Here is a 26,551-nt window from a genome sequence, read left to right on the forward strand (position 1 = left end):
TCGACAAATCTCCTTTTACAAACGTCGATTTACTCGCTATTAAAGAATCGGGGGGAAAAACATGATTCAATATGATAAAGAGAATATGAGAGTTTTTCAAAGCTCTCTCTATAAAACTACATCAGCTGTAATAGAGCTGGATGAGGCAATTGTGATGACCGATCCGAATTGGCTGCCACATGAAGTAGATGAAATTAAGGCTTATGTAAATCAAATTAGAAAAGATAGAGCTCTATATATCATCTACACACATAGTGATTTCGACCATATTATTGGTTCGGGGGCATTTCCTGACGCAAAAGTGATTGCTTCTCAAGCATTTAACGAAAATAAACAGAAAGATGAAGCAATAAATAAAGTGCATTCATTTGATCAGCGCTACTATTTACAAAGAAATTATAAGCCGGAGTATCCTCTGGTGGATTATGTTGTAAGTAAAGATGGACAAAAATTGATCTTAGGAAAGAGCACCTTAACGTTTTATTTAGCACCAGGGCACACAAATGATGGCTTGTTTACTATCATTGAGCCTGCTGGGATATTCCTTTCAGGTGACTATTTATCAGATGTGGAATTTCCGTTTATATTTGATAGTTATCTGGAATATCTTAAAACGATGAATAAAGCTAAAGACATTTTTTCTCTGCATTCTATTTCCGTTCATGTACCTGGTCATGGTCATACAACGGAAGATAAAACAGAAATGGAAGACCGATTAAAATTTGCACAAGCATATCTGGATCAATTAATAGACATGAAAGAAAATATGGAAGAAATATTGAAGGGGAGATACATATTCTTTGACGGGATGAAAGATATTCATGTAGAAAACCAAAAGTTGGCTTTCAATGAAATAAAACAAATCCATTAGCATAGTAAGGAGACTCTATATATGATTAATTATCCTCATTTTGAAAAAGGAGCAACAATAGGAGTAACAGCAATATCATCTGGTGTACATGCGGAACTGCATGATATGTTCAAATTGGCATGCGAACGTATGAAAGCAAGAGGGTTTACAGTCATATGTGGTGATACTGTTTGGACCCAGGATAAAGCAAAATCAGCACCTGCTAAATTGCGTGCAGCAGAATGGAATAAAATGATGGTTGACGACAAAATTGATATAATTCTTCCTCCTTGGGGTGGAGAATTACTTATTGAGTCACTGGAATATATTGATTTCGAAAATATAAAGAATAAATGGGTATTAGGCTATTCAGATGTAAGTATACTACTGCTAGCCATTACATTGAAGACCGGTATAGCAACAGCACACGGCACCAATTTAGTGGATTTAAGAGGGGAAATTTGGGATGAAACAACTGCAATGTGGCGGGCTGTTTTATCTACAAAGTCTAGTGAATCTGTCGTTCAACACTCTTCACCCAAATATCAAAAGAAATGGGATCATGCGAATCCTTCTGCCTGTCTATTTCATTTAACCGAACAAACAGAATGGAAAACTCTATCAATGAGCAATGTGAAGATGCAAGGACGTCTACTTGGTGGATGTATAGACGTCATTAGACATTTAGTCGGCACTCCGTTCGGGGATGTAGAAAATTTTAGGGAAAAATACATCAAGGACGAGCCAATCATATGGTATTTGGAAAATTGTGAGTTAAACACAACAGACTTACGACGTTCTTTAGTACAAATGAAATTAGCGGGTTGGTTTGATCAATGCTCTGGTTTGATGTTTGGTCGAAGTAGTGCGGAGACAGCGGTTGATAATTATTCGGTAGAAGATGTTTATAAAGACATGTCAGACGAGCTAAATATTCCTATTATATATGATATCGACTGTGGCCATGTTCCACCTCAAATGACGTTCATCAATGGTGCTTATGCGGAAGTAGAGCTGGAAGAAGGTAAAGGAACTATTTTGCAAACCTTTAAACCGTAATGATTTACTTCATGTGTTAAGTAGAGGGGGCTATAAAGTGGATAGATTTTAACTAAGCTCTCAAAACAATCGTGAGAAAATGTGGTTTCTCATAGTTGGTATGTCATTAATTCTATCTTTAGTTTTAATCTTGCTTTTACCTCCAGAATTTCACTACATACCAAATTTACTTTTCATATTATCTGTGGTTGTTTATTTTGGATGGTTGTGGCGTGATCGAAAGAAAGAGGGGAAACGATGATGAAGTTAGGTTTAAAGAGAGATGAAGTCAAGTTAGTTCCTTATACAAGTGAATGGAACCGTGAGTTCTTAACGGTTAAACAGGAAGTAATAAAAACCGCTCATATTGAAGGAAATCGGATAGAACATATTGGCAGTACTGCAATTATGGATATGGATGCAAAGCCGATTATCGATCTATTAATTGGTGTAGATGATATAGCGAGTGTGGATGCTTCCATCATAAAAGGACTCCAAACAGTTGGATTCTTAAGACTTCGAGTGGAAAGACCAGGTGAAATCGTATTTGCCAAATTTGTAGATGAGACATACGAAGTAAAGACGCATTATATACACTTAGTTGATTATGACAAAGAACTGTGGAGTAATTTAATTTTCTTCAGAGATTATTTAATTGCAAATGAAAGTGCGAGAGAAGAATACAAAAAGTTGAAAATAGCTTATGCAGAGCGTGAAAATATGAAAATAACGGAGTATACCGATTTAAAAGAGCCGTTTGTGAAGAGTATTTACGAAAAACGAAAAAGCTAGGAGCTGAATGATGTTGATTACAAATTTGTATTTCGTTAGACATGCACATTCTACTTATTCACCAGACGAACTGGGAAGACCTTTGTCAGAACGTGGAATGGAAGACTCAAAGTTAGTTACGGAACTATTGCAATTAGAGAGAATAGATCATGTAATTTCTAGTCCCTATCAAAGAGCGATTCAAACAGTGGAGGGAATTGCTAATTACATAGGTCAAGACATGGAACTTGTCGATGATTTAAAAGAACGGACTTTATCGGAACATCCTGTAGCCGATTTTAACGAAGCTATTTCTAAAGTATGGTCTGATTTCGATTCTTCTTTAGATGGTGGAGAATCAAATAACGTAGCACAAGTAAGAGGCGTTGCAGCAACCGTTGAGTTGCTTGATAAATACAAAGGCAAAAACATCGTTATTGGTACACATGGTAACATCATGGTGTTAATCATGAATTATTTTGATCCAAAATATGACGTTCATTTCTGGGAGCAGCTTGCCATGCCCGACATTTATAAACTGACTTTCTTCGATAAGCATTTAATTGAAGTAAAAAGAATAGATGAAAATGAAAAGAACCCAAGTAACAGTGGCTATACAATTTATAAATCTATTGGAATTAAAATAAATTATCCTTCTGTAGATCTTGATAAGGAAACTGTCACTGGGGAAGTATCATTCGAAAATAAGGTATACATGACGGTTACAGTGGATTTGCAATCTGATAGGGTACAAGTGGAAGGATCTGTCATGGATCTTGTCCATTTAATTCCTAACGAACATATGGAAAATGAATATATAGATATGATAAAAAGTATGGCCAAATTTTTTATAGAAAATAAAATAAGTAATCCTAAAGAATACTATGAAAACCTAGCGACTAAATAGAAAGTGAGGTCTTCTATTGATGTTTATCCATAAATATGCAAATTCTGATGGCATTAAGGTGCATTACATGGATAATGCCTTTGAGGACAGCTTTCCAACTCCACTCGTTTATGTGCCAGGTGCTTTGAATTTTGCAGAACAAACCATTGACTTGTTAAGTACATTTAATCCAAGAAGAATAGTCACCATGAGTTTACGGGGACGAGGGAAAAGTGATGCACCCCAAACAGGGTACGCCTTAGAAAATCATGTCCAGGATATAGCTGCTGTCATAGAGGAAAGTTAAGTACAGAACTATTGCCTAATGGCTTATTCAATGGGCGTTCCATATGCAATCAAGTATGCTGCTAAAGAAGAGAATATCAAAGGGTTAATTTTATGTGATTATCCAGCTACATACCCAGCTATACCTGAAACCTGGTCCGACAGAAATCTTACTCGGGGATTTATACCGGAAGGCAGGAAGCATGTAGTGACGGGTATGCAAAGAGATTCCAAGCAATCTGAATTATCTCTAGAATTATCCCTCCTAGATATACCTGTTTTAATAATAAAGGGTGGAGAAGAAGGTTCATTATTAAAAGAGAAAGAAGTAGATAAATATAAACGCTTCTTAAAAGATGTAACGATTTGTGAAATTGTAGAGTCTGGACATGAACTGTGGGATCCTGATAAACAAAAATTTATAGATATTATCACTATTTTTTTAAGAAAGATGGATAATTCTGCTGAAAGGGAGGGTTAAATTGACTATAAAAGGTTTAAATCATTTGTTATTTTCCGTTTCTCACTTAGAAAATTCTATTACGTTTTATCAAGATGTATTGGATGCAAAGCTTTTAGTGAAAGGAAGAAGCACTGCTTATTTCGATTTACATGGGATGTGGCTTGCTTTGAATGAAGAAAAAGATATTCCTCGTAATGAAATCAGAGAGTCGTATACACATATAGCCTTTTCTATAGAAGAAACTGATTTTGATCTTACATTTGAGAAACTAAATAACTTGCATGTAAACATACTTTCAGGTCGAGAAAGAGATGATAGAGACAAAAGATCTATATACTTTACGGACCCAGATGGACATAAATTCGAATTTCATACGGGTACGCTGAAAAACAGAATGGACTACTACAAACAGGCAAAAGAGCATATGGAGTTTTTCGATTAGCTAGGATTTTAACATCTTAGGGGAGGAATAAAAATGTATCAATATTTCAATGGATTAGTTATAAGAGAAGGTACAGAGAATGTTCCAGCAGAAAGCGTAGAACACCTGTTTAAAGATGCAGGTTGGGTAAGAAATACTCCAGAATGGCAGAAAGAAAAGTTCTCTTTAATCTTCCAAAACTCTACATGGGCATTTACTGTTTGGGATAATAATCAAATGATCGGTATGATCAGGGTGCTTTCTGACAAAATAATGGCAGCCAACATTATGGACCTGGTAGTCTTATCTGAATATCGCGGGAAAGGAATTGGTAAAAAACTAGTAGCTCTTTGTTTGCAAAAACTTCCTCACGGAGATTGGTTTGCTCATACTTCTTCCAACAATTTTACCTTTTACGAAAAATGTGGATTTGAGGTTAAAGATTTATCTGAAAACGGGACATGTTCTTACTATGGCTATATACAAGCAAGAAAAGATGGACATAGGTAAGGGATGCTGTTGAACTAGAAAATTGCTTAAAGAATCCAATGAACTTACCTTCTTCAACTAACGAGCGCTTATAATTAAGATCTAACTGCCATCGATGCAGCTTTTTTTATTGTGCTAACGAAGCAGGTTAGTTGCACAGGTTATAAATTGAATAGAAAAAGTTATAGAGCATTTCCCTATAATGAGGAATGCTTTTTATCTTGTTTAAAATTATAAGGATAATTATATAACAATAATAATGTGATTAAAATCAATATTTATTTATTGTAAAACGATAAAATGCATGTTAAAGTAAAATTGACAATAAATAAGTGAGGTACTTTTTATGAAACGTAAACAATGTTCAACAATTTTCTTAAAGGTAGTTATTTTTCTTATTTGAATTACGGCACTTGCTTTGTGTATATTTTGGTTGCCTTGGATAGCCAGTAGAGATGCAGAAACGAATCCAGAGACTGCTTACTTGCAATATCCCATTTTAGTATGTGTGTATGTATTGGCTACTCCATTTTTTGTTGCGTTGTATCAAGCATTTAAACTTTTAACCTATATTGATAAGAACATGGTTTTCTCGGAATTATCTGTTAGAGCATTGAGGTATATAAAAAGAAAGTTATTCGGCGGTGAACCTATGTACAAAACCTTAAATCTATTTAGCTACTATACTAAGCAGGACTTACATATATTCAGAAAAAACCTTTGGAGGCACAAATCATGAGAGCACTAAAACAACTTGTTCGTTTTGGCTGGGAGCAGGCCCTATCCTGTTTGTTTCCTGTCGTTATTTTTGCCTCTTTGGCTTTTACACAAATTACGCCACTTCCCTTTCTACCACGGTATGACTGGCTGCTCATCATCTGCCTTCTAATGCAGTGGTGGATGGTGCATTCTGGGCTTGAAACACGGGATGAACTAAAGGTTATCACATTGTTTCACCTTATTGGACTTGCTCTTGAACTTTTCAAGGTACATATGGGCTCCTGGTCTTATCCAGAGGAAGGATATTTCAAATTATTTGGAGTGCCTTTGTATAGCGGATTCATGTATGCAAGTGTAGCGAGTTATCTTTGCCAGGCGTGGAGGAGGTTTAATGTTGAACTGGTAAGGTGGCCACCGTTTTTGGTAGTTGTACCTCTTGCAGCTGCGATTTATTTGAATTTTTTCACCCACCATTATTGGATTGACATTCGTTGGTGGTTATCTGGACTTGTAATTATCGTCTTTTGGCAATCATGGGTCACATACGAGGTTGATGGAACTCGTTACCGTATGCCACTCGCACTTTCTTTTGTGCTCATTGGATTTTTTATATGGATAGCAGAAAATATCGCAACGTTCTTAGGAGCTTGGGAATATCCTAACCAAACCGATGCATGGAGTCTCGTTCATCTAGGAAAGGTAAGTTCATGGCTCTTATTAGTTATTGTTAGCTTTCTTATTGTAGCGACGTTAAAGCAGGTTAAGAGAAAAATTCCACTATAGTCAATTTTGATAACTGTTAAGAACTTGATTTTACGTAGGTGGAGAGGGGACGAGTCACTTTTTTTATTCACTTTTTATAGGACGAGTATAACAGTTGTTCGGCCAAGTACGTCTAAAGTCGTTCTTGATCGAACGCCAATTATTCGGCTATTGCCCTACTCATGTTTGAAGATGGAGACTTCTTGTCGAAGAATGGTTATATGATAAAAATAATATAATCTAAGTTTACAAATTACATATATTATAATTAAACTATTTATATTGAATATTATGGATATAAAGGTATAATAAAGTAAAATAAGATTAAGAAAGGTGATGTAAATGAAAAAGCAATTAAGTATATTATTGCTTTTAGTAGGATTAGTCTTTGTGATTTTTTCATTTTCAACAAATTCTTTTGCTGTCAAGAACGACAAAAGTTATGAAGATGACCAAGTTATTTCTGTTTCAGATTCTTTAGACGACTCATATGCTGTCGAGAACGACATGAGTTACGAAGATGGTCAAATTATATCTGTTTCAGATTCTTTAGACAACTCATATTTAACAAGGAACGACATAGGTTACGAAGATGGCCAAATTATATCTGTTTCTTCAGAGGACAAAACAATTGAAGTATTTTATACAAATTACTCCGATATATCAGAGACCTATTATTATGAAGAAGACAGTGGAGAAGATTGGTATAGAGTAATCGAAATTGTAAAATCTTTAAATGGTTGGTTTGCTACGTTCAGTGGAACAAGTTCTGCATTGGTTAATTAATAATCAAAGGAAAATTTATCCTAAGCTCACCTATTTGGTGGGCTTTTTGCTAAATGGAGAACGATAGATTATGGCAAAGTGTCAACGGTAAATCGAAACGAAGGAGTTCTGCTTGCAGATTTTCGTAGTGAGAATTTAAGGAGTTGACATCCTACACTAAGTGGAGACGTTTTTTCAATAACGTGCAGCTTAACTGAACAAGGTTATTTTATAGTATTAAAAGAATGTTGCCAAAGGGGATGGCTTTAATGAATATAAGTTTAGAAAAAGCAACAGATGTAGATGCACCAAAAAATGAAATTCAGGTCCAGGCATTTGACTTTTTATAGTCAAAGGAAAAAGCAATGACATATCACATATGATTGTTTAGCGTTTTAAAGAAAGGAGCGATTTTATGGATGCAAAAATACCCCTACCAGTCCAAAATATATTAAGTGTGTATATTTCCTTATTTCATGAAAGAATTCCCAATACACTTGAAGGATTATATTTACACGGTTCAATTGCCCTTAACGCTTATATTAATGGCACTAGCGATATTGATTTCATTGCAATTTTAAACCGTCATTTATCTGAAGAAGAGGTAAAAATATTATCTGATACTCATCGAGAATTAAAAAATAAATTTAAAAAAACAGGAATGGACGGATGCTACCTTCTTTGGGAAGACATAGGTAAGAAACAGACTGAAACAAAAAAATGTTTATACGTAAACGAAGGTAAGATAGGTTGGAGTAAACACGTTATTAATCCGATTACTTGGTGGATTCTGAGAGACAAAGGGATCAGCATTATTGGTCCTGAGATAACATCATTCCACTTTGATGTTGATGAAAGTGCTTTGGCTGATTACGTACTAAATAATATGAACAGCTATTGGTTGAATCGAATGAATACAATTTCAAGATTCAAAAGAGTAGTGCTTCTATTCCCAAACAAACTTGTGGATAGGGAAGTACAATGGTCTATTACTGGAATGTTACGCCAATTCTATACACTTAGAGAACATGAAATCATTTCAAAAGTAGATGCGGGCAAAAATGCAATTAATTATATGCCAGAAAGATGGCATAACATCATTAAAGAAGCGTTAAGTATTCGAGAAGGATTAAACATACGTTACTGTGAATCTAAAAAACAACGGATTAATGACACAATTCAATGTATGAACTACATACTTGATTATTGTAATAATATGAATAAAAAAAAGGTCTAAAAGTTGAGAGTGGGAGTAATGTGAAAAAAATAATTTTATTAATGTTGATTGTTATTTTTATTGCTGGTTGTAATGGAATACCTCAGCCTTCTACTGATTATGTCCAAGCACAGGGTAAAGTTATTGTAGGAAATCAAGATTATTCAATGATGATAGATGAATTCGTATGGAAAGAAAAAGAATTTGAAACTAGAAAGCTTAATGATTCCAATATTTATGACCTAGCAGATGAATTCAATACATTAGAAGTTGAAAAAGATGATAAGTTAAAAATAGAAGTTGAACAAAATCCTTCTTCAATAATCGTAAATCAATGGAATGAAGATGGTACAAGTCAGACTGTTGAACTTAAAGAAAATGAAATAACCCTACCATCGAAAGAGGGCAATTATATTTATGAAGTTATGGCAGAATGGAATGAAGGAAAAATATCTTATGTTTTTGATATTAATATAAAATAATACAAAAAAGAGGGCGATCTAAACTGAAACTTGGGTCGCCCTTCTTCACTTTTAAAAAAAATAAACAATTTATTTCACTACGGGGTGCTTTACTTTAGAAGAAGTAGAGCCTTTTTCTTATTCAAGTAACGAGGCTGTTTAGTTCAATAAGAAATAAAATTTGCTTTCAGCTTTGCAAATCAATTTAACACTGTCCAATTAAAAATATGAAGGAGGTATTATTATGCAAAAATTAAAGAAATCTTCAAAAGATAGGTTATTACGGGGCGTTTGTGGAGGGATTGCAGAATTTTTCGGTATATCTTCTACTATCGTTAGGTTAATATTTTTCTTTACAAGTCCAGCATCTATTATTGTGTATTTATTTTTAGCAGTGACTTTAGAAAATGATAATAATTTATATTAAATTAAATCAAATCAAATCAAATCAACCCTTGTTAAGCTAACTGGGTGCTGTAGCAGAATAAGGCTGTCAGGAGACTGCCTAACGTTATTCAACTAAAGGGGGAGGTTAGTTGAACAAGACGTGTGATTCACAGTATATAAAAATATAGGAAAAGGGGTGTCTTTATGAAAGTAAGAGAAGCTAAATTATCTGATGCAAATGGAATAGCTTTAGTACATGTAGACAGCTGGAGAACTACATACAGAAGTATTCTACCTGATGAATACTTAATGAACTTATCCTATAAAAGACGAAAACAATTGTGGGAAACAAATATTCCAAAAGGTAATGTGTTTGTAGCAGAGAATGATGAAGGAAAGATTGTTGGTTTTGCATCAGGTGGAAAAGAAAGAAGTGGCAAGTATAAAGAATATGAGGGAGAACTAAGCTCTATCTATATTTTAGAAGAATATCAGGGACAAGGAATAGGAAGACTCCTCGTAAAATCAGTAATTAAGGAAATTCAAAATTCAGGAATAAACACAATGCTTGTACTTGTATTAGAAGAGAATAATTCAAGGCGGTTTTACGAAGCAATTGGTGGTAAGCAAATAAACAAAGTTGTAGTAGAGATTGCTGGCAAGAAAATAAATGAACTAGTATACGGCTGGGATAATATTAGAAATATATTTGATTAATTGTTCTTGAACTGCCAAACTCCTAATTTAGCGATGTCGTTTTCATGGAATTTGAAGATGTTGCTTTAGAATAAGTTCGATTAAGTTAATTCTAATAACCTTGATAAATGAACAAACAGAAAGAGCATGTTTTGAAAAAAGATTGATCAAAACATGCTCTTAATTAATACGACCGATGGACTTTTTTATAAAAAAGTAAGATCATTTTTGATATCCCTGTTGCACTAGAGCACCAATTAGCCATTTAGCTAATAAATTCAGTTTAAGCAACTTATTTCACGATAATTACAAATTAATTCTATAAAACCAAATTCTAACTTTTTAATATAGAAAAGTACTGAAGAATAACAAGGTTGACTGCCCTCAGCCTCATTAGTTAAAAACATTTATGCATTATTCGAACTTAACATCTTTCTCCTTTTGATCCCTTTTTCTTTCAATTTCTTTCATAAATGATTCTCCTTCAATATCTAAATTTGGTAGTAATTTATCTAACCACTTTGGCAAGTACCAAGAAGCTTTTCCCATTATGATCATTACTGCTGGTACAATAGCCATTCTTACTACAAAAGCATCAAATATAACGCCAAATGTGAGAGAAAAGCCCATTGCTTTAATTATTGGATCTGGAGCTAACATGAATCCAGTAAATACTGAAATCATAATCAACCCAGCAGCTGTTACTACTCCACCACTATCTCTCATTCCTGCTAAAACAGCTTCGCGTGCATTCCCAGTACGTGTAAATACTTCACGCATTCTACTAACTAGAAAAACCTCATAGTCCATTGCTAACCCAAATAAAATCCCTATCACAATGACTGGTAAGAAGCTTAATACAGGATTAGCGATGGGAAATCCAAATAAATCAATTAAATTTCCATCTTGTATAACAAATACAGTGAATCCTAATGTTGCACCTAAAGAAAGTAAAAATCCTAGAACTGCTTTTAATGGAACTAGAATAGACCTGAATACTAGTACTAATAAAATGAATGAAAATCCAATAATTAATAAAGCGAATATTGGCAATGCATCACTCAATTTTTGTGAAATATCAATGTTTACAGCCGTATTACCTGTAACCATTAATTTTATATGTTCGGATTTTTCCAAGGTCTTTGCCTTTTCTCTAATATCGTTTACAAGATCTTTTGTTTCCGAATCGGATGCTCCTGTCTCTGGAGTTATAGAAATAAGATACAATTCTCCTGAAGGTCCAGGAATTGCTGGACTAACATTTTTTACATTTGATAACCCACTTAACTCTTCTACAGTATCACTTAATGCCACTTGTGGATTGATTGTTCTACTTGAGGTTTTAGCAGCTACTATTAATGTTGCATGATGGCCTGGTCCATAGGCTTTAGTAAGTAAATCATATGCTTTTCTTTCTGTTGTCTCTTCATTTTTCGAACCGTTATCTGGTAATCCGAGTTCCATATAAGAAACAGGGATAGCCATTATAGAAAGAAGTGCAATTCCAATAACTGCTACCTTCCACGGGCTTTTTGCTACAAAATGTCCCCATCTATCGGAAGTAGTTTGTTTTTTATTACCTTTAATAATTTTGCTTAAAAAAGTATTTTTTCGATCTGGTCCCACTTTATGTCCCATCAGACCTAAAAAAGCTGGAACCACAATTATTGCAATAAATATTGCTAATAATACGCAAAGAGCAGCAGATAGACCCATCATTGTTAAAAATGGTATTTTTGCAACAGATAAACCTAAGAGCGCAATGATGACTGTTATGCCAGCAAACACTACAGCACTTCCTGCTGTTCCATTTGCAATTGCTACAGACTCTTGGACAGAATATCCTTCTTTCCTTTGTTGTCTAAAACGAGTCATAATAAAGAGAGCGTAATCAATGCCTACTGCCAGTCCCAACATTGCTGCTAACGTTATTGAAACAGAGGTAATATCCAAATAATTTGTTCCAATCACAATCAATAAAATTCCTATAGCTAGTCCAATAACCGCCGTAATAATTGGCAACCCAGCCGCTAAGAAGGAAATAAAAGTAATTGCCAATATAACATAAGCAACAACAACCCCAATAACTTCTGTGATTCCTCCAATTTCCATTTCAGAAAATAAAACATCACCAGCTAATTCTGTTTGAATTCCAGCATCACGTGTATTTTCAATGTTTTCAATAATATTTTCCTTTGATTTTTCCGACACCTTGTCTGCTGCTACATTATAAGTAACAATTGCATAACCTATTTTTTTATCTTTGCTTAAATTCCCTAACTCTAATGGGCTTACTACAGAAACAACATGACCATCTTTTTCTTTTATCATTTTCAATGTATCCGAAATAACTTTATTAATCTCTTCAGAATCTAAGGTTTTATTTTCAGGTGCTTTTAATACTAACTGTACTTGACCTCCTGTATTAGAGGGAAATTCTTTTTTAATGAGTTGAAGGGCTTTTTCTGATTCCGATCCAGGTATAGACATGTCTTCAGAAAAATTTGGTCCCAGATTCATTGCAATAATTGCTATCGCAAGGAGACCTGTCAAAGAGCCTCCAATTATTTTTTTACTATTGTTTGCCGCCCATTTTCCTAATTTATAAAGATACTTTGCCATTAACAGCTTCCTTTCATCCTAATATTACATACAACACATTAAAACAACTAGATACTATTGAACGACGAGTTATTATTTGAACACCTTGTTGATTTAATGGCATAGACATAGTATATTAAAGCTAATTGAAGGTAACAATAAGCAAAATGAAAACATGTGTTATTAAATAGTCATTTATTAATGTTTTGTTCATTTAATAACATATTGAAGAGATTTGGTTAATAAGTTGGAGGGAAAAACGTGGTTGGTACAACAGGAAACCGAAGAACATTGTATAGTAAAAAGGTAATTATAGAAGCTTTTTTACTGCTTCTACAAGAAAAAAACTTAAATAAAATTACTGTTACGGATATTTGCAAAGAAGCAGATATTAATCGTGGAACTTTTTATTCTTATTACAATGATCCATTTGATTTAATGAGAAGTATTGAAGGAGAAATGATAGAGAAAATGATGAGTACAATTAATATTTCAGGAGAACAAAATATACTTCATGAACTTTTAAAATTGATACTTATAAATAAGGAGCTCTGTAAAATCATTTTTAATGAAAAAAATAGCTCTCATGTATTAAATACAGTTTTGAATTCTGTTCATGATATAACAATTGCAGAAATAAAGAAACAGTTACCAAATGCTGATGAGACTCATTTAGAATATTTTTTCACGTATTCGATAGGAGGAATCATTGAAGTAATTCGAAAATGGATAAATGATGATATGAAAATTCCAACTGAAGAAGTTGTACAAATCTTAGAAAGTATGAACGTCACCTGATCTCAATAAACAGTAATTTAATATTATGAATAATTGTCATTAATAGGAACAGAGATCCATAATAAAAAAGAGTCTTATCCTTGAGTAATTTACTTAAAATCATTCTATACCGAATTAGCTTAAGAGATGGTAAACTTTTCGAGAAAATGTGAGGTTTCACTTAAACTAACGGATGATTTAGTTAAAGATCGTGGAGTTGCTTAGGCAACTCTTTTTTCTTATGAGATAAAAAAGCAGTTTAGTTAAAGATGAGACCATTTGGATAATGATTCGATAGGGAACGGCTTACATTTAGTCGTTCTCTTTTTTAGTCCACAATTTAATATTGGGTATTTTTTGAATAATATTGAATTGAGTGACATTTTTTTGTATAGTTACTATTAGTGGTCAGACCAATTTCAAAAAAATGGTATTTAATAAGGTGAGTATTATTTAGGAGTTACCGATTGAAATGTTTGTCATATAAAAGAGAGCTTGCTGTAGTTTATATATAAGATTGGATAAGAGGGGTTTATATTTCAAGTGGATCCTTTCTTGTGCTTAGGTTATGACTGTCATATGTCATTTGAGATCGTGTGCTTCAAATGTTAATGTGACTAAATCTAAGGAGAAATGATTTTATTGGAATGGAGTGAGATTTTTTGTTCAATAAATTAATGGCCGACCCTTTAAAAATCAAAAATTTTCGAAGGTTTTATGCTGCACAGGTTATTTCTGATTTCGGTAATTGGATAGACTTCACTGCTCTATTGGTCCTAATTGCTTATAAATGGGAATTAGGATCAACTGCTTTAGCTTTTTTCTATATTTTCATTGGCTTGCCATATGTACTTATTGGTCCATTTGTTGGTGTTTTGGTCGACAGAATGAATTGGAGAAATGTCATGATATTTTCTGATTTACTTCGTGCCGCCATTGTATGTAGTTTTATATGGACCCCTAATATCTATATTTTACTAAGTCTTGTTTTTCTAAGAGGGGTATTGAATGCTTTTTTCAACTCATCTCGTCAAGTAACTTTCCGATTAATCGTTCCAGAAAGTTTACTTCTTCAAGCCAATTCATTGTCTCAACTTTCGATATATACATCAAAAGTTCTCGGACCAGTAATAAGCGGACTATTATTACTCGTCATCCAACCTTCGGGAGCATTTATTATTAACTCTATTACCTATATTATTTCGGCTATTCTAATTTATAGCTTGCCATTAAATCTTAGTAATGAGTAACAGTTAAATAAAATAAAGGAAAGTAAGAAACAAAAGAACGTGAAGGGACAATTTTTTAGAGAGTTTCAAGAAGGGTTAAATTTTATCTATTCAATACGTATTCTATTTGTGGTAATTGGTTTTAATGCTGCAGCATTTTTTGTCATCTTTCTCTTTAATAGTTTAGGGCCACTGTTAGCAAAATCAGTTGGTCTAAATGAAACAGTTTTTGGCTTCTTAATTAGCGCAGTTGGTTTAGGAAGTATAGTGGGTTCCTTACTAATTGGTCAATGGTGAAAGAACGTAAATCATTTGTTATTAATTTGTTTTGCAGCAATGGTAACCGGTTCATTAATTATTGTTTTAAGTTTTGGAGGATTTGGCATCCTACCTAATGTTCCTATATTATGGATCTCAATTTGGTTTCTAATTGGAATAGGTGTATCTTCATTTTCAGTTACCTACGGGTATATACTGCAATCTAGAACACCTTCAAACTATCTAGGAAGAGTTTCTAGCACAGGTGATGCTATGATTAATGTATCAATGGTTGTTGCTCCGTTAGTAGGAACTGTTTTAACAAAGTTTATTGGAGTAGGTGGAGTTTTCCTTATAGCAGGTATATTAATGATTTTATTAGGAATCGTAGTTGTTCTATCAAAAAGCAAAATACTTGGTCTTACTCAACCATTGTCTCAGAAGAGTTCATAATCATCAGAAGTTTAATTTCTAATAGAACAACACAAATGACTTGTTCAAATATAGACTTTGTTTAAGTAGGACCCCTAGAGAAAAACTTATACTATTGACCGTAATTCTAATTTTAAAGTCTGTAAACTTATATACTGCTATTTTTTAGTTATCCTTTCTTAGTTAAGTTTATATAAAAAAATTAAATGTTGTTTATATCTTCGACTAATGGGAGCTTTACTTGAAAATCAATGAAATGCCAAAAACAACACTTGTTTCTTATTGAACTAAAAGCTTGTTCAACTACCATGGAAGAACGTAATTTTCTTCCATATTCTCTGGTGAAGCGTGGTTTCATGGATTGCTAACGAGGCAGTTTAATTTAAGTAGAACTATTAGAGGACTATTTAATTTACCTGTCGAAATGTAGAATTATAGATGGAAAGCAAAAAACGAATATATAAAGTGCTAGTGTACGGAGAAAGGGGAGAAGATAAAAATGGTTTATTTAGTGTTAATACATATTATTTCGGCAATTATTTTTGTTGGAAATATTATCACGGCTGCTTTTTGGAAACTAAAGGCGGAATTTTCTGGAGATGAAACACATATTAACAAAACAGCAAAGAATATTATGGTTGCTGATTATGTATTTACTTTACCCAGTATTATCTCTTTACTAATTACTGGATTTTTATTAACAATAAAAAGTAATTATTCCCTTGATGAAATAAACTGGTTAACAATTTCCTTAGCTTTATTTGCAATTACAGGAGTGATATGGATTACTCTTTTATTACCCCTACAAAGAAAAATGATTAAATATAGCGGGGAAGAATTCAATAAAATTGATTATAAAAAAGTCTCTAGAACTTGGGATGTTATTGGGATAATATCAACGATAATTCCTATTCTTATTCTTTATTTAATGGTTGCCAAACCTTTTTGAATATTTCACTAACGGTGTTTTAGTTAAACAAGACCATCATTTTGAACTGCCTCGTAAATGTTAGACACCAACTAACATTTACGGGGTGTTTTTACGTCCAAAACATCAAGTATATTTCGGCTATCCATTGTGAAATGTTACACTTAAACTAACTCAGCAGGTTAGTTTAAGAAAGATGGAGAAAACGACATTGATTATACCCTAGAGCTACGGTTATCAAAACTTCAAGTCATAATAAGGATTATAAAGAGGCGAAAATGAGTGATGAAAGTTGAATTAAGCAAATTTTTACGGGGAGTTCACAACGAGTATACTGTATCTAACATTCCAAGTATTTATTCTTATTCAGTTACTCCTGATGACCCTAGAGGATTAGATTATAATAATGTTTTAGATTCTATTTACCAGTTTGTTTTAGAAAATGAAGAGTTTCCAGTTTACCTACATTTGAAGATTAAAGGTAAAGAAACAGTTAATGATGATATTCACTTACATTTTGTCACGAATCTAGTACTAAATAAAAATACCGATTACTATTATCGTATTGAGGTGAATACACTTAATGATTTAGAGAAATATCTAAGTGGAACTTTTTATCATATCATGCATTAGATGGGTATTTGTTCATTTCTCCAGCAAAAGAAATTTTATTTGAAGAAGAAAATACAGACGGCGGTAAATTTTTGGTATCGTTGAATTTCAAGGAAATAGATACCTTTTACATTTGGGTTGGTTATGATGGAATAGATTGGGAGTTGTTGACGAATAAAGAGAAGTATTCGTTAAGTAATTTGAGAAAAAGTAAGTATTTTATTGAAGGAGTTCAATTTATTATAGATGAAGATGATTATGAATATTAATTATCTAGAGATTTCTTCAGCAATACAATCATGTCAGCTTACAAGAGATACTAATAGAAAAAATAACGTAACCCCGTAAACTAGGAACTAAGTAGAACAAGTCAACAATAGTTGGCTTGTTCTACTTCAGGATATTGAGGGTATTTGACCTATACCGTATCAACTAAAGAGACGGTGAACTTTTCGGTAAATGTGAAGAGTTTCACTTAAACTAACGCAGCAGATCAATCTGCCAATTGGTGTTGAAGTAACAGCTAAATGGACTTCTACAGGTAAGAAAATTCACGATGTAAACAAAAACTCTCTCTTTTTCAAGAGGGAGTTTTTTATTTTACGTTTGAATTAGAAGAGGAGAATGAAATTAAAAGTTTTAGAAGTATATAAATTTTTGATTCATATAACCAGACAAATAAAATTGAGGCATTCAGAGCTACTTAAGCAATGTAAGTATCTCTTTTATTGCATTATCAACAAATGATCGTTTTGGACGAGATTTCATTATTACGGTTAGTCCAATTAACGATACGATTAGAGCCTGTGCTAAGGCCTTCGCGTTTACATCGGTCTCGAGTTCACCTGATTGTATACCTCGTTCAATGGTTTCTTGAAATATGATTGAAAGGTACATTTGATGTTCCCTTGTAAGAATTTCAAATTTCTCATCATGAGGTGCAAGTTCGACCATTGTATTGATGCAAAAGCATCCTCGGCTGTGACTTTCTGTATATTCCTCAGCAACCACTTCTTCAAAAAAAGTGCAAAATGCTTCTTTTACTGATGGAAAGTTTTGAAGTCTGGTTCGGATATCAGAAGCACGGGACATCGTGTATTTGCGTAGAGCGGCTTCGAACAAATCTTTTTTACCCCCAAAGGTAGAGTAAATACTGGGTCGTTGAATTCCCATTCTGGAAGTTAAATCACTTAATGAGGTTGCTTCATATCCCTTCTCCCAAAATAGTTGCATAGCTGCTTCTAATACTCTTTCTTCTTCAAATTCGCGGGTTCGTCCCATAGTCAAAACCTCTCGTTACTCTTGATTTTTTTATATTTAATTATATCTATCATCTGAAACTGCCAATTGCCTTTAATTACGTACTGAACAGTATATTATAAATATATATTTTTCTCTTAATATTGTCAAATGTAGGTTAGTTAAACCTAACAAGGGATTTCCAGATACAAAGACGTGATTACCCGAGATGTAATTTATTCGTTGACAAAATTAGTTTCTGTGAGTTATATTTACCAAGCAATATAACATACTGTTCGGTACGTTATATTTCTCGGTATCTAAAATTAATGGAATAAGGGGGTGTACAGATTGGAGGAAATTAAAGAAAAAATAGCAGTCAATATAGAGATAAAAGCGAATTCAACTCGGGGAACATTTATCTCATCTGATTCAGTCCGTGTCTCTTCCATGTCTCGTAATGTGTCATTATTATTTGCGGCTGCCTGTGGGATGTCAGTCGCCAACATCTACTTCGCACAGCCGCTACTAGATCAGCTGTCGAGTGAGTTTGGTATTGACCATTCCATCATTGGAATTGTTATTACCATCACTCAAATCTTTTATGGATTAGGATTGCTGCTGTTAGTGCCGCTTGGTGATTTGCTGAACCAGCGCCTCTTGATTATCGGCCAGATGTTCTTATCCATAATAGTCTTGGTTATAGTTGGAACTGCTTCCACCAGCACGATACTATTTGCAGGAATGGCTTTAGTGGGACTTCTTGCGGTCGTAACTCAGACTCTTGTGGCGTTCGCAGCATCTATGGCTGCTCCTGCTGAACGAGGACGTGTCGTTGGTATTGTAACAAGCGGGATTGTAATCGGCATACTTCTTGCGCGGTCCTTTGCAGGAATATTAACGGATGTTGCGGGTTGGCGTTCCGTGTATCTAGTCTCTGCTGCGCTAATGCTTTTTATGGTTTGTATGTTTTTTAGGGTATTGCCCAATGTTGAGCGGGAGGTAAAGTCACTGTACTATTCTAAGTTGCTTAGATCGGTGCTTATATTGTTTAAACAAGAACGGATCTTACGCATCCGCTCTGTTCTTGCCCTGCTGATTTTTGCTGATTTCAGCATTTTGTGGACTTCACTCGTACTGCCCCTTAGCACTCCGCCATTTTCTCTTTCGCATAGCGCAATTGGAGCACTTGGTCTTGTAGGAGTGGCTGGGGCTTTATCTGCAGCTCGAGCAGGGAAGCTAGCTGATCGGGGTTACGGACAGAGAACGACGGGCATTGCTTTGATTCTATTGTTGATTTCATGGTTTTTCATCAGCTATACAGAGCAGTCTCTATTCGCATTAGTTATAGGTATTGTTCTGCTTGACTTGGCTGTACAAGCCATACATGTCACTAATCAAACTATGATTCTTCCATTGCGACAGGAGGCACGTAGTCGGCTAACTGCAGGGTACATGGTGTTTTATTCTATCGGCAGTGCTAGCGGTTCAATTGCTTCTACCCAAATGTATGCGCACTATGGTTGGGAAGGAGTATGCTTGCTCGGGGCGTCAGTTAGTGCTTTAGCTCTTCTATTTTGGGCAATGACTAGGCGCGATGCGGCTTCCGGATAAAAATAAGCCTGTGTCTTATCATATCCAGATTCAACATCATGAATCTGAGCTACATAGCAACCAGTTTTAGAAGAAATAAATACTAGGACAGAATAAAGATCTGATATTGTAATTTGTTGCTTTCAAAGCTGTGGTGGAGAAAAATTTGAAATAGGAGAGGATTGTACATGGAAATAGGTATTACTTCATTTGTAGAAACTAAGCCAGATATTCAGACTGGAGAAGTGATGAGTCACGCACAACGATTGCGTGAAGTGATAGAGGAAATTGTTCTTGCTGATCAGGTGGGACTTGATGTGTTTGGCATAGGTGAGCATCATCGGGAAGATTATGCGGCCTCTTCACCAGCAGTTGTGATGTCTGCAGCTGCTTCGCTGACGAAACGGATTCGGCTGACTAGTGCAGTTACGGTGCTTTCTTCAGCTGATCCGGTGCGCGTTTTTCAGGATTTTTCTACGTTGGATGGTATTTCAAATGGGCGTGCGGAGATTATGGCGGGCAGGGGTTCATTTGTTGAATCTTTTCCATTGTTTGGCTATAACTTGAATGATTATGATGAGCTGTTTGAAGAACATTTGGAATTGCTCCTTAAATTACGTGAGGCCGAAAAAGTAACCTGGAAAGGTAGGCATCGAGCGGCGATTAACAATTTGGGAATATATCCACGGCCCGTTCAAAATCCTTTACCGATATGGGTTGGCAGCGGGGGAAATCAGGAGTCAGCTATCCGTGCTGGTTTGCTAGGACTGCCACTGATGCTGGCGATTATTGGTGGAAACCCGATACAGTTTGAACCGCTCGTGCAGCTTTATAAGAAAGCAGCAGCGCATGCTGGTCACGACGAATCACGGCTTAAGGTTGGATCGCATTCGATAGGGTTTATTGCAGAGAATACTGAAAAAGCAGCAGATATGTTTTTCCCATCTACCCAGGCAGGCATGAATAAACTCGGCAAAGAGCGGGGGTGGGCGCATTATGACCGTTCTAACTTCGATGCCGCGCGCAGTTTTGAAGGTGCACTGTATGTCGGCGATCCAGAAACTGTTGCTCAAAAGATCATTCACCTTCGTAAAAATGTGGGCATCACACGCTTTATGATGTATGTACCGTTAAGCACTATGCCGCATGACCAAGTGATGAGAGCTATTGAGCTGCTAGGAACAGAGGTAGCGCCACGGGTTCGAGAGGAAATAACCAAGTGGGAGGCTGAGACAGAAAATGTATCATCATTCAAGTAAGATTCATAAGGACTCATACGAAATTGAGATGATAAATTTTGTTTCAGTTAATGCAAACAATTGAAGAGAATTCTTACTTATTTAAATTCATTGAGGACCTAGTACTTAGTAATTGATTGCTAAAGAAAAAATAGAATGAGAGTTTGAATTGATTTAATATTTTGAACGTTCCCGTATTGTTTGGCACAATATCCAATGCGTTGTTCAATCAGTTATTCACAGCTATGATTGTCTATGTTTTGCTGAAATTTCTTCATGTACAAGGCCAGAAGAAAAAACAAAACAAAACAAAACAAACGCTTGTCATTTGCAGGTTTCACACGCCTGTTTCTTTGTGATGCCCTGTCGATTGAGTGGCAAATTAGTTTGAAAAAAACACTGAAATTTTACAGGTCGATAAATCAAGAAACAGTATAACTTTGGTTAATCAACATACGTGTTAATTTATAGTATAATGATTACTTGAAATAATGCGATGGAAAACAGGGAAAAGAGGGAACCGATGCCTACTATACTGGTTGCTGACGACGATGCGAACATTCGCGAACTCGTCTGTTTATTTCTACGCAACGACGGATTCGCAACAGCCGAAGCCGCGGATGGCAAGGAAGCACTGGCCGTCTACACCTCAATGCATGTCGATCTTGTCGTGCTAGACATTATGATGCCAATTATGGATGGTTGGACGTTATGCAAGGAGCTCCGAAGAGCCAATCCTGATCTTCCTTTACTTATGCTGACTGCGAGAGGAGAAACATGGGAGAAAGTGAAAGGTTTCGAACTTGGGACGGACGATTATTTAACGAAACCATTCGATCCGTTAGAGTTGACGGTTCGTGTTAGGGCACTACTCAAACGATACAAGATTGGCTCCACGCAGACGATCCATTTCGGGAACGTCATCCTTGATCGACAGACCTATAAGGTGATGAGTGGGACTGAGTCGCTTACGTTGCCGCTAAAGGAGTTCGAATTGCTGTATAAGCTCGCTGGAACACCCGGACAAGTCTATACTCGCGAGCAGTTGATCGATCAGATTTGGGGTATCGATTACGTCGGAGATGATCGAACGGTAGACGTACATATTAAACGCCTGCGTGAACGGTTCGCGACGACACCCGATTTTCGAATCGAAACGGTGCGCGGGCTTGGGTATCGGCTTGAGGTTTACGAATGATCAGATCCTTATATATACGTGTTGTCCTGACATTTCTAGTCTCCGTCATCGGGGGCACGATCATTTCTTTTTTTGTGTCAACTTGGATATTCGAAGATAAATTGAACGAAAGCGCTCAAATCAACTTACGTAACTTTGGCCAAGACATCGTCCGGATTTACAAGACCCTTCCGTTACGTGAAGCGGACTCGTTCGTAAGTGAAATGAAGCAGCTCGATTCCTATTATATTCGAATTTACGAAGCAACGGGTCAGTTCCAGTCTTACGGAAAACTTCACGGACACAAACCTGCGCCTGTGACGATGGAGCAACTAAAGAAAGTATTAGATGGAGGCGTTGTACAGGATACTCCGAATGGTATTGCTACGGTCCTCTTAGGGTTGCCGTTGAAAACGGAAATGGGAACGAAAGCGATGTTTTTGGAAACGCTCGCCCCCCCTTCTGCCTCTTTTGTCACAAAGTGGGCATTGATCTTTGCAACCTGTTCGTTGATTGCAGGAAGTTTATTGATTCTAGTTGCCTCTGTATTCCTGGTAAGACCGATCAAAAAGCTGACAAAAGCGACCAAGCGGATAGCATCTGGAGATTTCAACGTCAAGCTGAATATTAAGCAAACGAGTGAGCTGGGTACTTTGGCTCGCAGCTTCGAAGAAATGATGCACGATCTGCAGCAACTTGAGCAGATGCGCAGGGAATTCGTAACGAACGTGTCGCACGAGGTTCAGTCTCCGCTCACTTCGATATCTGGTTATGCTCTAGCGCTTAAGCAAGTTGACCTCTCAGATCACGAACGAAGCCGTTATCTTGATATTATCATCGCTGAAGCGAAAAGGATGTCCAAAATGAGCGATAGCCTGCTAAAGCTGAGTATGCTTGAATCGCAGTCAAAGCAACTGCGGCTCGTCACGCTCAGCCTCGATGAACAAATCCGACGGGTAATCGTGGCGCTCCAGCCGCAATGGTCTGCTCGCAACATACATTTCGAGCTTGATTTACAGACAGTTAAAGTAACGGCTGATCATGACCAGTTAAATCAAGTATGGACGAATATCCTCAGAAATAGCATCAAATTTTCCGAGGATGGCGGCGTGATTAACGTAAGCATCAAACAAGATATCAAAAACGCGACAGTCCGAATATCCGACACTGGCCTTGGTATTCCCCTTGAGGACCAGAAGCGTATATTCGAGCGGTTTTTTAAGGCCGATCGTTCCCACAGTCGTAAGTATGACGGTAGTGGTATGGGACTCGCCATCGTTAAACAGATCGTATCGCTTCATCAAGGTGACATCCGAGTGGAAAGTGAACCTGATCAAGGAACCACCCTCATTGTCACCTTGCCAATCACTACACCAACAGATTAGTTAGATTCATTCTCTATGCTACGGCTCACATGCAAGCTTTCTTGTACGTGAGCCGTAGTATTTTTTTGCTTGTTCATATTCAGTTCATATTGTCGTCATGGGGAGTACATCTTCATTAGTTAAGATTTCATTAGCGGCACAAGAAGGAAGCCAAACAAACAGATCAGGACAGGAGAAGATGACAGTGACACAACAAGAGGAAAAGAAAACGGGGAGTGGAACGAAAATAAAGAAAGTGCGAAACATCTTACTTAAAACCATAGGAGCAATCGTTATAGCCATTGTTCTTTTTCTAGGTGTTGTTTATATCGCTAATGTGATGAGTAGTCATTCGGAGCAGAAACAAATAGTGCCCTACGGTCAGCACGTATCTGTAGACGGGAAAAATATGAATGTGTTAATTCAAGGCGAGGGCGAGGAAACGATCGTACTGCTGCCTGGTTATGGAACAGCTACACCAGGGCTTGATTTTAAGCTTCTTATCGATGAATTATCTCCATTTTACAAAGTTGTTGCGGTAGAGCCTTTCGGTTATGGATTAAGTGATGAAACTGAAAAAGAGCGAACCACGGAGAATATGGTAAGTGAAGTTCATGAAGCTCTACAGCAGCTTAATATTAACAGATACATGCTCATGGGCCACTCCATTACAGGCATTTACGGAATTGATTATGTGAACAAATATCCAAACGAGGTGACTGCATTTGTCGGAATCGATAGCAGTGTTGCAACACAACCGGGTATGGATATCAAATTCCCATTAAAAACGTTTGCATTTCTCAAAAAATCAGGTCTCTTAAGATTGACCATGAAAATAAGTGCTGACCCCTATGCTGGACTGGCATTTGATGAAAAAACCGTAGAGCAAATGAAAATGATTTCGAATAAAAACATGTATAATGACACTACCTTGAATGAGATGGACCATATTTCGTCTAATTTTAAAGGGGCTCAAGGTTTAACCTTCCCTAAAGATCTTCCACTTCTTCTCTTTGTACAAGCGAATAATGAAGGTGTAGCAGGATGGATACCTCTGCATGAAGGGCAGATCAAAGACTCGGTACATGGAAAATTAGTAACCATGGATGGATCACATTATTTACACCATACCAAATTTAAAGAAATCGCTGAAAACGTTAGAGTATTTATGAAAGAATTAAAGTAAGTGTACAGAGAAAGGTTCATCCGCTATTTTATGCATTTGTCTACAGTCTGCAAGACCATCATTTTGAACTGACCCAATAAAGTTAGACAAATATTTTAGGCAGCTTCTAAGATCTGAGTTCGGTATTCTACCGGACTCAGGTCTTTTAATTTTGCCTTCATTCGCTTGTGATTGTAATATTCAAGATATTCTTCTAATTCCTTTTCAAAATGCGCCATGCTCTCAAACTCTTGTAAATAAAGCAGTTCTGATTTTAATAAGCCAAAGAAATTTTCGATGACTGCATTATCTAAGCAGTTTCCCTTACGGGACATACTTTGCGTTATCTGGTGCTCTTGTAGTGTTTTTTGATATTTTTTCATCTGATATTGCCAGCCTTGATCGGAATGAAGAATGACTTCATCTCCTGGCTGTAGGCGCAGAATAGCTTCGTCTAACATATCACCTACAAGTTGATAGACCGGTCGATTCATGACTTTATATGCGATAATTTCACCATTACACAAATCAAGAACAGGTGACAGATAACGTTTTTCTCCAAAGAGATGGAATTCGGTCACGTCTGTTACCCATTTCTGATTCATTTTCTCCGCCTTGAAATCACGTTGTAATACATTAGGAGCGATTTTTCCGACGTTTCCTTTATAAGAGCGATACTTCTTCATAAGGACCTCACATTTTAAACCGATTTCATTCATCAAGCGGTTAATGGTCTTCGGGTTATACGTAAAACCGTATTTCTGCAGTTCTTTCGTGATGCGACGGTAACCATAACGACCCTTATGTTCGTGATAAATGATATTGATTACTTCTTTAACAGGCTCATATTTATCGACTTGATTCAGTCGCTTTTCCCAGTAGGAATAAGTGCCGCGTGGAATGTCAGCGATTTGAACTAAATCCACGACCTCATATTGTTCCTTTAGTTCAAAAATTACTTGCGCTTTGATTTTGTTTGTTATTTTTTCTGCGCCTGAACTAAAGCTTTCAACTTTTTTAAATAAGCATTCTCCATTTCTAAATGCTTGATTTTTGCTTGTAGGGCTTCTATTGAGTCTTCGGCTGGGATTGATTTTTGTGCTTCAACTTTTTTCGTTTCTTTTTTCATGGATGGACGCTCCTTTTTCTTTGGTTCTAGCGCGTCCAATCCTTTTGTCTTAAGCAACTGATCCCACCGATAAATGATACTCGGAGAAGAAATATTAAATGTGCTTGCCGTTTCTAGAAAAGACGTACCTGTTTCGTTCATAAAATTAAGTACGTCTAGTTTAAACCCAGATGAGTAACTTGTATAGCCTTTCTTAAACCCTTTTCCACCCTGTGCTTCAAATAATTTCACCCAAGTAATGACTTGAGATTTAGCTGCGCCAATGCTTTCTGCAATAGTTTGATAGCTTTCGTTTCCAGTTAAATAGCGTACCACCGCTTGTAATTTAACTTCTACTGTATATTTAGACATAAAAACACCCCGTAAATGTTAGTTGGTGTCTAACATTTACGGGGCAGTTCATTTCGGTGGTCTTTTTTATGCCCAAAACATCAAGAAGATTTCGGGGGATCCATTGTGAAATGTTACACTTAAACTAACGCAGCAGTTTAGTGGAGGAATGATAGTATAAATAAATACAAAATGTTTAGGAGCCTTTCTGCTTAACAGGGATGTTCCTTATTTTTAATCATTTTAAAAAACCAGAGTAATTCAATTAA

Annotated in this window: 30 protein-coding genes; 27 read left to right on the plus strand and 3 right to left on the minus strand. The window is 35.9% G+C overall.

Annotated elements, in window-relative coordinates; all coding sequences use genetic code 11:
- Positions 1–61: 61 nt before the first annotated feature.
- The 15 genes from MHH81_RS08335 (at position 62) to MHH81_RS08405 (ending at position 10,231) form a co-directional block, all read left to right on the plus strand.
- The gene (locus MHH81_RS08335) at positions 62–871 is read left to right on the plus strand and encodes an MBL fold metallo-hydrolase (RefSeq protein WP_340920002.1); all 810 of its coding nucleotides are present in this window, start codon (positions 62–64) and stop codon (positions 869–871) included.
- Between the two features lie 21 nt (positions 872–892).
- Positions 893–1,909 carry a S66 family peptidase gene (locus MHH81_RS08340; protein WP_340920005.1) on the plus strand — a complete coding sequence of 339 codons (1,017 nt, stop codon included), beginning with the start codon at positions 893–895 and terminating at the stop codon, positions 1,907–1,909.
- A 240-nt stretch (positions 1,910–2,149) separates the two neighbouring features.
- The gene (locus MHH81_RS08345; protein WP_340925187.1) at positions 2,150–2,680 is read left to right on the plus strand and encodes a GrpB family protein; all 531 of its coding nucleotides are present in this window, start codon (positions 2,150–2,152) and stop codon (positions 2,678–2,680) included.
- 10 nt (positions 2,681–2,690) lie between these two features.
- The gene (locus tag MHH81_RS21315; RefSeq protein WP_445678081.1) at positions 2,691–3,566 is read left to right on the plus strand and encodes a histidine phosphatase family protein; all 876 of its coding nucleotides are present in this window, start codon (positions 2,691–2,693) and stop codon (positions 3,564–3,566) included.
- A 16-nt stretch (positions 3,567–3,582) separates the two neighbouring features.
- On the plus strand, positions 3,583–3,852 hold the full coding sequence (locus tag MHH81_RS08355) for an alpha/beta fold hydrolase (protein WP_340920007.1): 270 nt from the start codon (positions 3,583–3,585) through the stop codon (positions 3,850–3,852).
- Between the two features lie 18 nt (positions 3,853–3,870).
- Positions 3,871–4,311, plus strand: coding sequence for an alpha/beta fold hydrolase (locus tag MHH81_RS08360; protein WP_340920009.1), 441 nt, complete (start codon positions 3,871–3,873; stop codon positions 4,309–4,311).
- Position 4,312: 1 nt separating this feature from the next.
- A complete protein-coding gene (gene fosM, locus MHH81_RS08365) occupies positions 4,313–4,735 on the plus strand; it encodes a FosM family fosfomycin resistance protein (protein WP_340920010.1) in 423 nt (140 codons plus the stop codon).
- A 33-nt stretch (positions 4,736–4,768) separates the two neighbouring features.
- On the plus strand, positions 4,769–5,224 hold the full coding sequence (locus MHH81_RS08370; protein ID WP_340920013.1) for a GNAT family N-acetyltransferase: 456 nt from the start codon (positions 4,769–4,771) through the stop codon (positions 5,222–5,224).
- A gap of 382 nt (positions 5,225–5,606) precedes the next feature.
- Positions 5,607–5,942 (plus strand): DUF2975 domain-containing protein, encoded by a 336-nt coding sequence (locus MHH81_RS08375; RefSeq protein WP_340925189.1) that lies wholly within the window; start codon positions 5,607–5,609, stop codon positions 5,940–5,942.
- Entirely contained in the window at positions 5,939–6,706 is a 768-nt protein-coding gene (locus tag MHH81_RS08380) for a DUF817 domain-containing protein (protein WP_340920016.1), read from the plus strand. Before MHH81_RS08375 ends, MHH81_RS08380 begins: the two co-directional genes overlap by 4 nt.
- 321 nt (positions 6,707–7,027) lie before the next feature.
- Positions 7,028–7,471: a DUF1131 family protein gene (locus MHH81_RS08385; protein ID WP_340920018.1), complete on the plus strand. Its 444-nt coding sequence runs from the start codon at positions 7,028–7,030 to the stop codon at positions 7,469–7,471.
- A gap of 394 nt (positions 7,472–7,865) precedes the next feature.
- The gene (locus MHH81_RS08390; RefSeq protein ID WP_340920020.1) at positions 7,866–8,687 is read left to right on the plus strand and encodes an aminoglycoside adenylyltransferase domain-containing protein; all 822 of its coding nucleotides are present in this window, start codon (positions 7,866–7,868) and stop codon (positions 8,685–8,687) included.
- 20 nt (positions 8,688–8,707) lie between these two features.
- Entirely contained in the window at positions 8,708–9,148 is a 441-nt protein-coding gene (locus MHH81_RS08395; RefSeq protein ID WP_340920022.1) for a hypothetical protein, read from the plus strand.
- Between the two features lie 223 nt (positions 9,149–9,371).
- On the plus strand, positions 9,372–9,554 hold the full coding sequence (locus tag MHH81_RS08400; RefSeq protein ID WP_340920024.1) for a PspC domain-containing protein: 183 nt from the start codon (positions 9,372–9,374) through the stop codon (positions 9,552–9,554).
- Between the two features lie 164 nt (positions 9,555–9,718).
- On the plus strand, positions 9,719–10,231 hold the full coding sequence (locus tag MHH81_RS08405; protein ID WP_340920027.1) for a GNAT family N-acetyltransferase: 513 nt from the start codon (positions 9,719–9,721) through the stop codon (positions 10,229–10,231).
- Between the two features lie 393 nt (positions 10,232–10,624).
- On the opposite strand, the gene MHH81_RS08410 is transcribed toward MHH81_RS08405, so the two are convergent.
- Positions 10,625–12,832 (minus strand): MMPL family transporter, encoded by a 2,208-nt coding sequence (locus MHH81_RS08410; protein ID WP_340920029.1) that lies wholly within the window; start codon positions 12,830–12,832, stop codon positions 10,625–10,627.
- 240 nt (positions 12,833–13,072) lie between these two features.
- On the opposite strand from MHH81_RS08410, the gene MHH81_RS08415 reads away from it, so the two are divergent.
- The 7 genes from MHH81_RS08415 to MHH81_RS08445 all read left to right on the plus strand — a co-directional run bounded on the left by MHH81_RS08415 (position 13,073) and on the right by MHH81_RS08445 (position 17,316).
- Positions 13,073–13,609, plus strand: a complete 537-nt coding sequence (locus MHH81_RS08415; protein WP_340920032.1) for a TetR/AcrR family transcriptional regulator — start codon at positions 13,073–13,075, stop codon at positions 13,607–13,609.
- A 641-nt stretch (positions 13,610–14,250) separates the two neighbouring features.
- Positions 14,251–14,838, plus strand: a complete 588-nt coding sequence (locus MHH81_RS08420; RefSeq protein WP_340920035.1) for an MFS transporter — start codon at positions 14,251–14,253, stop codon at positions 14,836–14,838.
- 39 nt (positions 14,839–14,877) lie between these two features.
- Positions 14,878–15,114 carry a hypothetical protein gene (locus tag MHH81_RS08425; protein ID WP_340920037.1) on the plus strand — a complete coding sequence of 79 codons (237 nt, stop codon included), beginning with the start codon at positions 14,878–14,880 and terminating at the stop codon, positions 15,112–15,114.
- 15 nt (positions 15,115–15,129) lie between these two features.
- The gene (locus MHH81_RS08430; RefSeq protein ID WP_340920040.1) at positions 15,130–15,528 is read left to right on the plus strand and encodes an MFS transporter; all 399 of its coding nucleotides are present in this window, start codon (positions 15,130–15,132) and stop codon (positions 15,526–15,528) included.
- 478 nt (positions 15,529–16,006) lie between these two features.
- Positions 16,007–16,456 (plus strand): DUF2269 family protein, encoded by a 450-nt coding sequence (locus MHH81_RS08435; RefSeq protein WP_340920043.1) that lies wholly within the window; start codon positions 16,007–16,009, stop codon positions 16,454–16,456.
- A 261-nt stretch (positions 16,457–16,717) separates the two neighbouring features.
- Positions 16,718–17,068 (plus strand): hypothetical protein, encoded by a 351-nt coding sequence (locus tag MHH81_RS08440; protein ID WP_340920047.1) that lies wholly within the window; start codon positions 16,718–16,720, stop codon positions 17,066–17,068.
- Positions 17,069–17,076: 8 nt separating this feature from the next.
- A complete protein-coding gene (locus MHH81_RS08445; protein ID WP_340920050.1) occupies positions 17,077–17,316 on the plus strand; it encodes a hypothetical protein in 240 nt (79 codons plus the stop codon).
- A gap of 430 nt (positions 17,317–17,746) precedes the next feature.
- On the opposite strand, the gene MHH81_RS08450 is transcribed toward MHH81_RS08445, so the two are convergent.
- A complete protein-coding gene (locus tag MHH81_RS08450; RefSeq protein ID WP_340920054.1) occupies positions 17,747–18,328 on the minus strand; it encodes a TetR/AcrR family transcriptional regulator in 582 nt (193 codons plus the stop codon).
- A gap of 348 nt (positions 18,329–18,676) precedes the next feature.
- Between MHH81_RS08450 and MHH81_RS08455 the strand changes: the two genes are divergently transcribed.
- From MHH81_RS08455 to MHH81_RS08480, 5 genes are all read left to right on the plus strand, one after another.
- Complete coding sequence (locus MHH81_RS08455; RefSeq protein ID WP_445678130.1) at positions 18,677–19,900, plus strand: MFS transporter; 1,224 nt, start codon at positions 18,677–18,679, stop codon at positions 19,898–19,900.
- Between the two features lie 167 nt (positions 19,901–20,067).
- Complete coding sequence (locus MHH81_RS08460; RefSeq protein WP_340920057.1) at positions 20,068–21,138, plus strand: LLM class flavin-dependent oxidoreductase; 1,071 nt, start codon at positions 20,068–20,070, stop codon at positions 21,136–21,138.
- 502 nt (positions 21,139–21,640) lie between these two features.
- Positions 21,641–22,315 (plus strand): response regulator transcription factor, encoded by a 675-nt coding sequence (locus MHH81_RS08470; protein WP_340920060.1) that lies wholly within the window; start codon positions 21,641–21,643, stop codon positions 22,313–22,315.
- Complete coding sequence (locus MHH81_RS08475) at positions 22,312–23,679, plus strand: sensor histidine kinase (protein ID WP_340920063.1); 1,368 nt, start codon at positions 22,312–22,314, stop codon at positions 23,677–23,679. Before MHH81_RS08470 ends, MHH81_RS08475 begins: the two co-directional genes overlap by 4 nt.
- Positions 23,680–23,863: 184 nt before the next feature.
- On the plus strand, positions 23,864–24,844 hold the full coding sequence (locus MHH81_RS08480; protein ID WP_340920065.1) for an alpha/beta hydrolase: 981 nt from the start codon (positions 23,864–23,866) through the stop codon (positions 24,842–24,844).
- A 95-nt stretch (positions 24,845–24,939) separates the two neighbouring features.
- Here MHH81_RS08480 and MHH81_RS08485 read toward each other — a convergent pair.
- Positions 24,940–26,303 (minus strand): IS3 family transposase gene (locus tag MHH81_RS08485; protein WP_445678082.1). Its coding sequence is split into 2 segments (ribosomal slippage): positions 24,940–25,811 and positions 25,811–26,303, totalling 1,365 coding nucleotides; the frame shifts between segments, so codons are not numbered across the junction.
- Positions 26,304–26,551: the final 248 nt, after the last annotated feature.

It is taken from the genome of Psychrobacillus sp. FSL H8-0484 (assembly GCF_038005325.1).
In the GTDB taxonomy this organism is placed as follows: Bacteria; Bacillota; Bacilli; order Bacillales_A; family Planococcaceae; genus Psychrobacillus.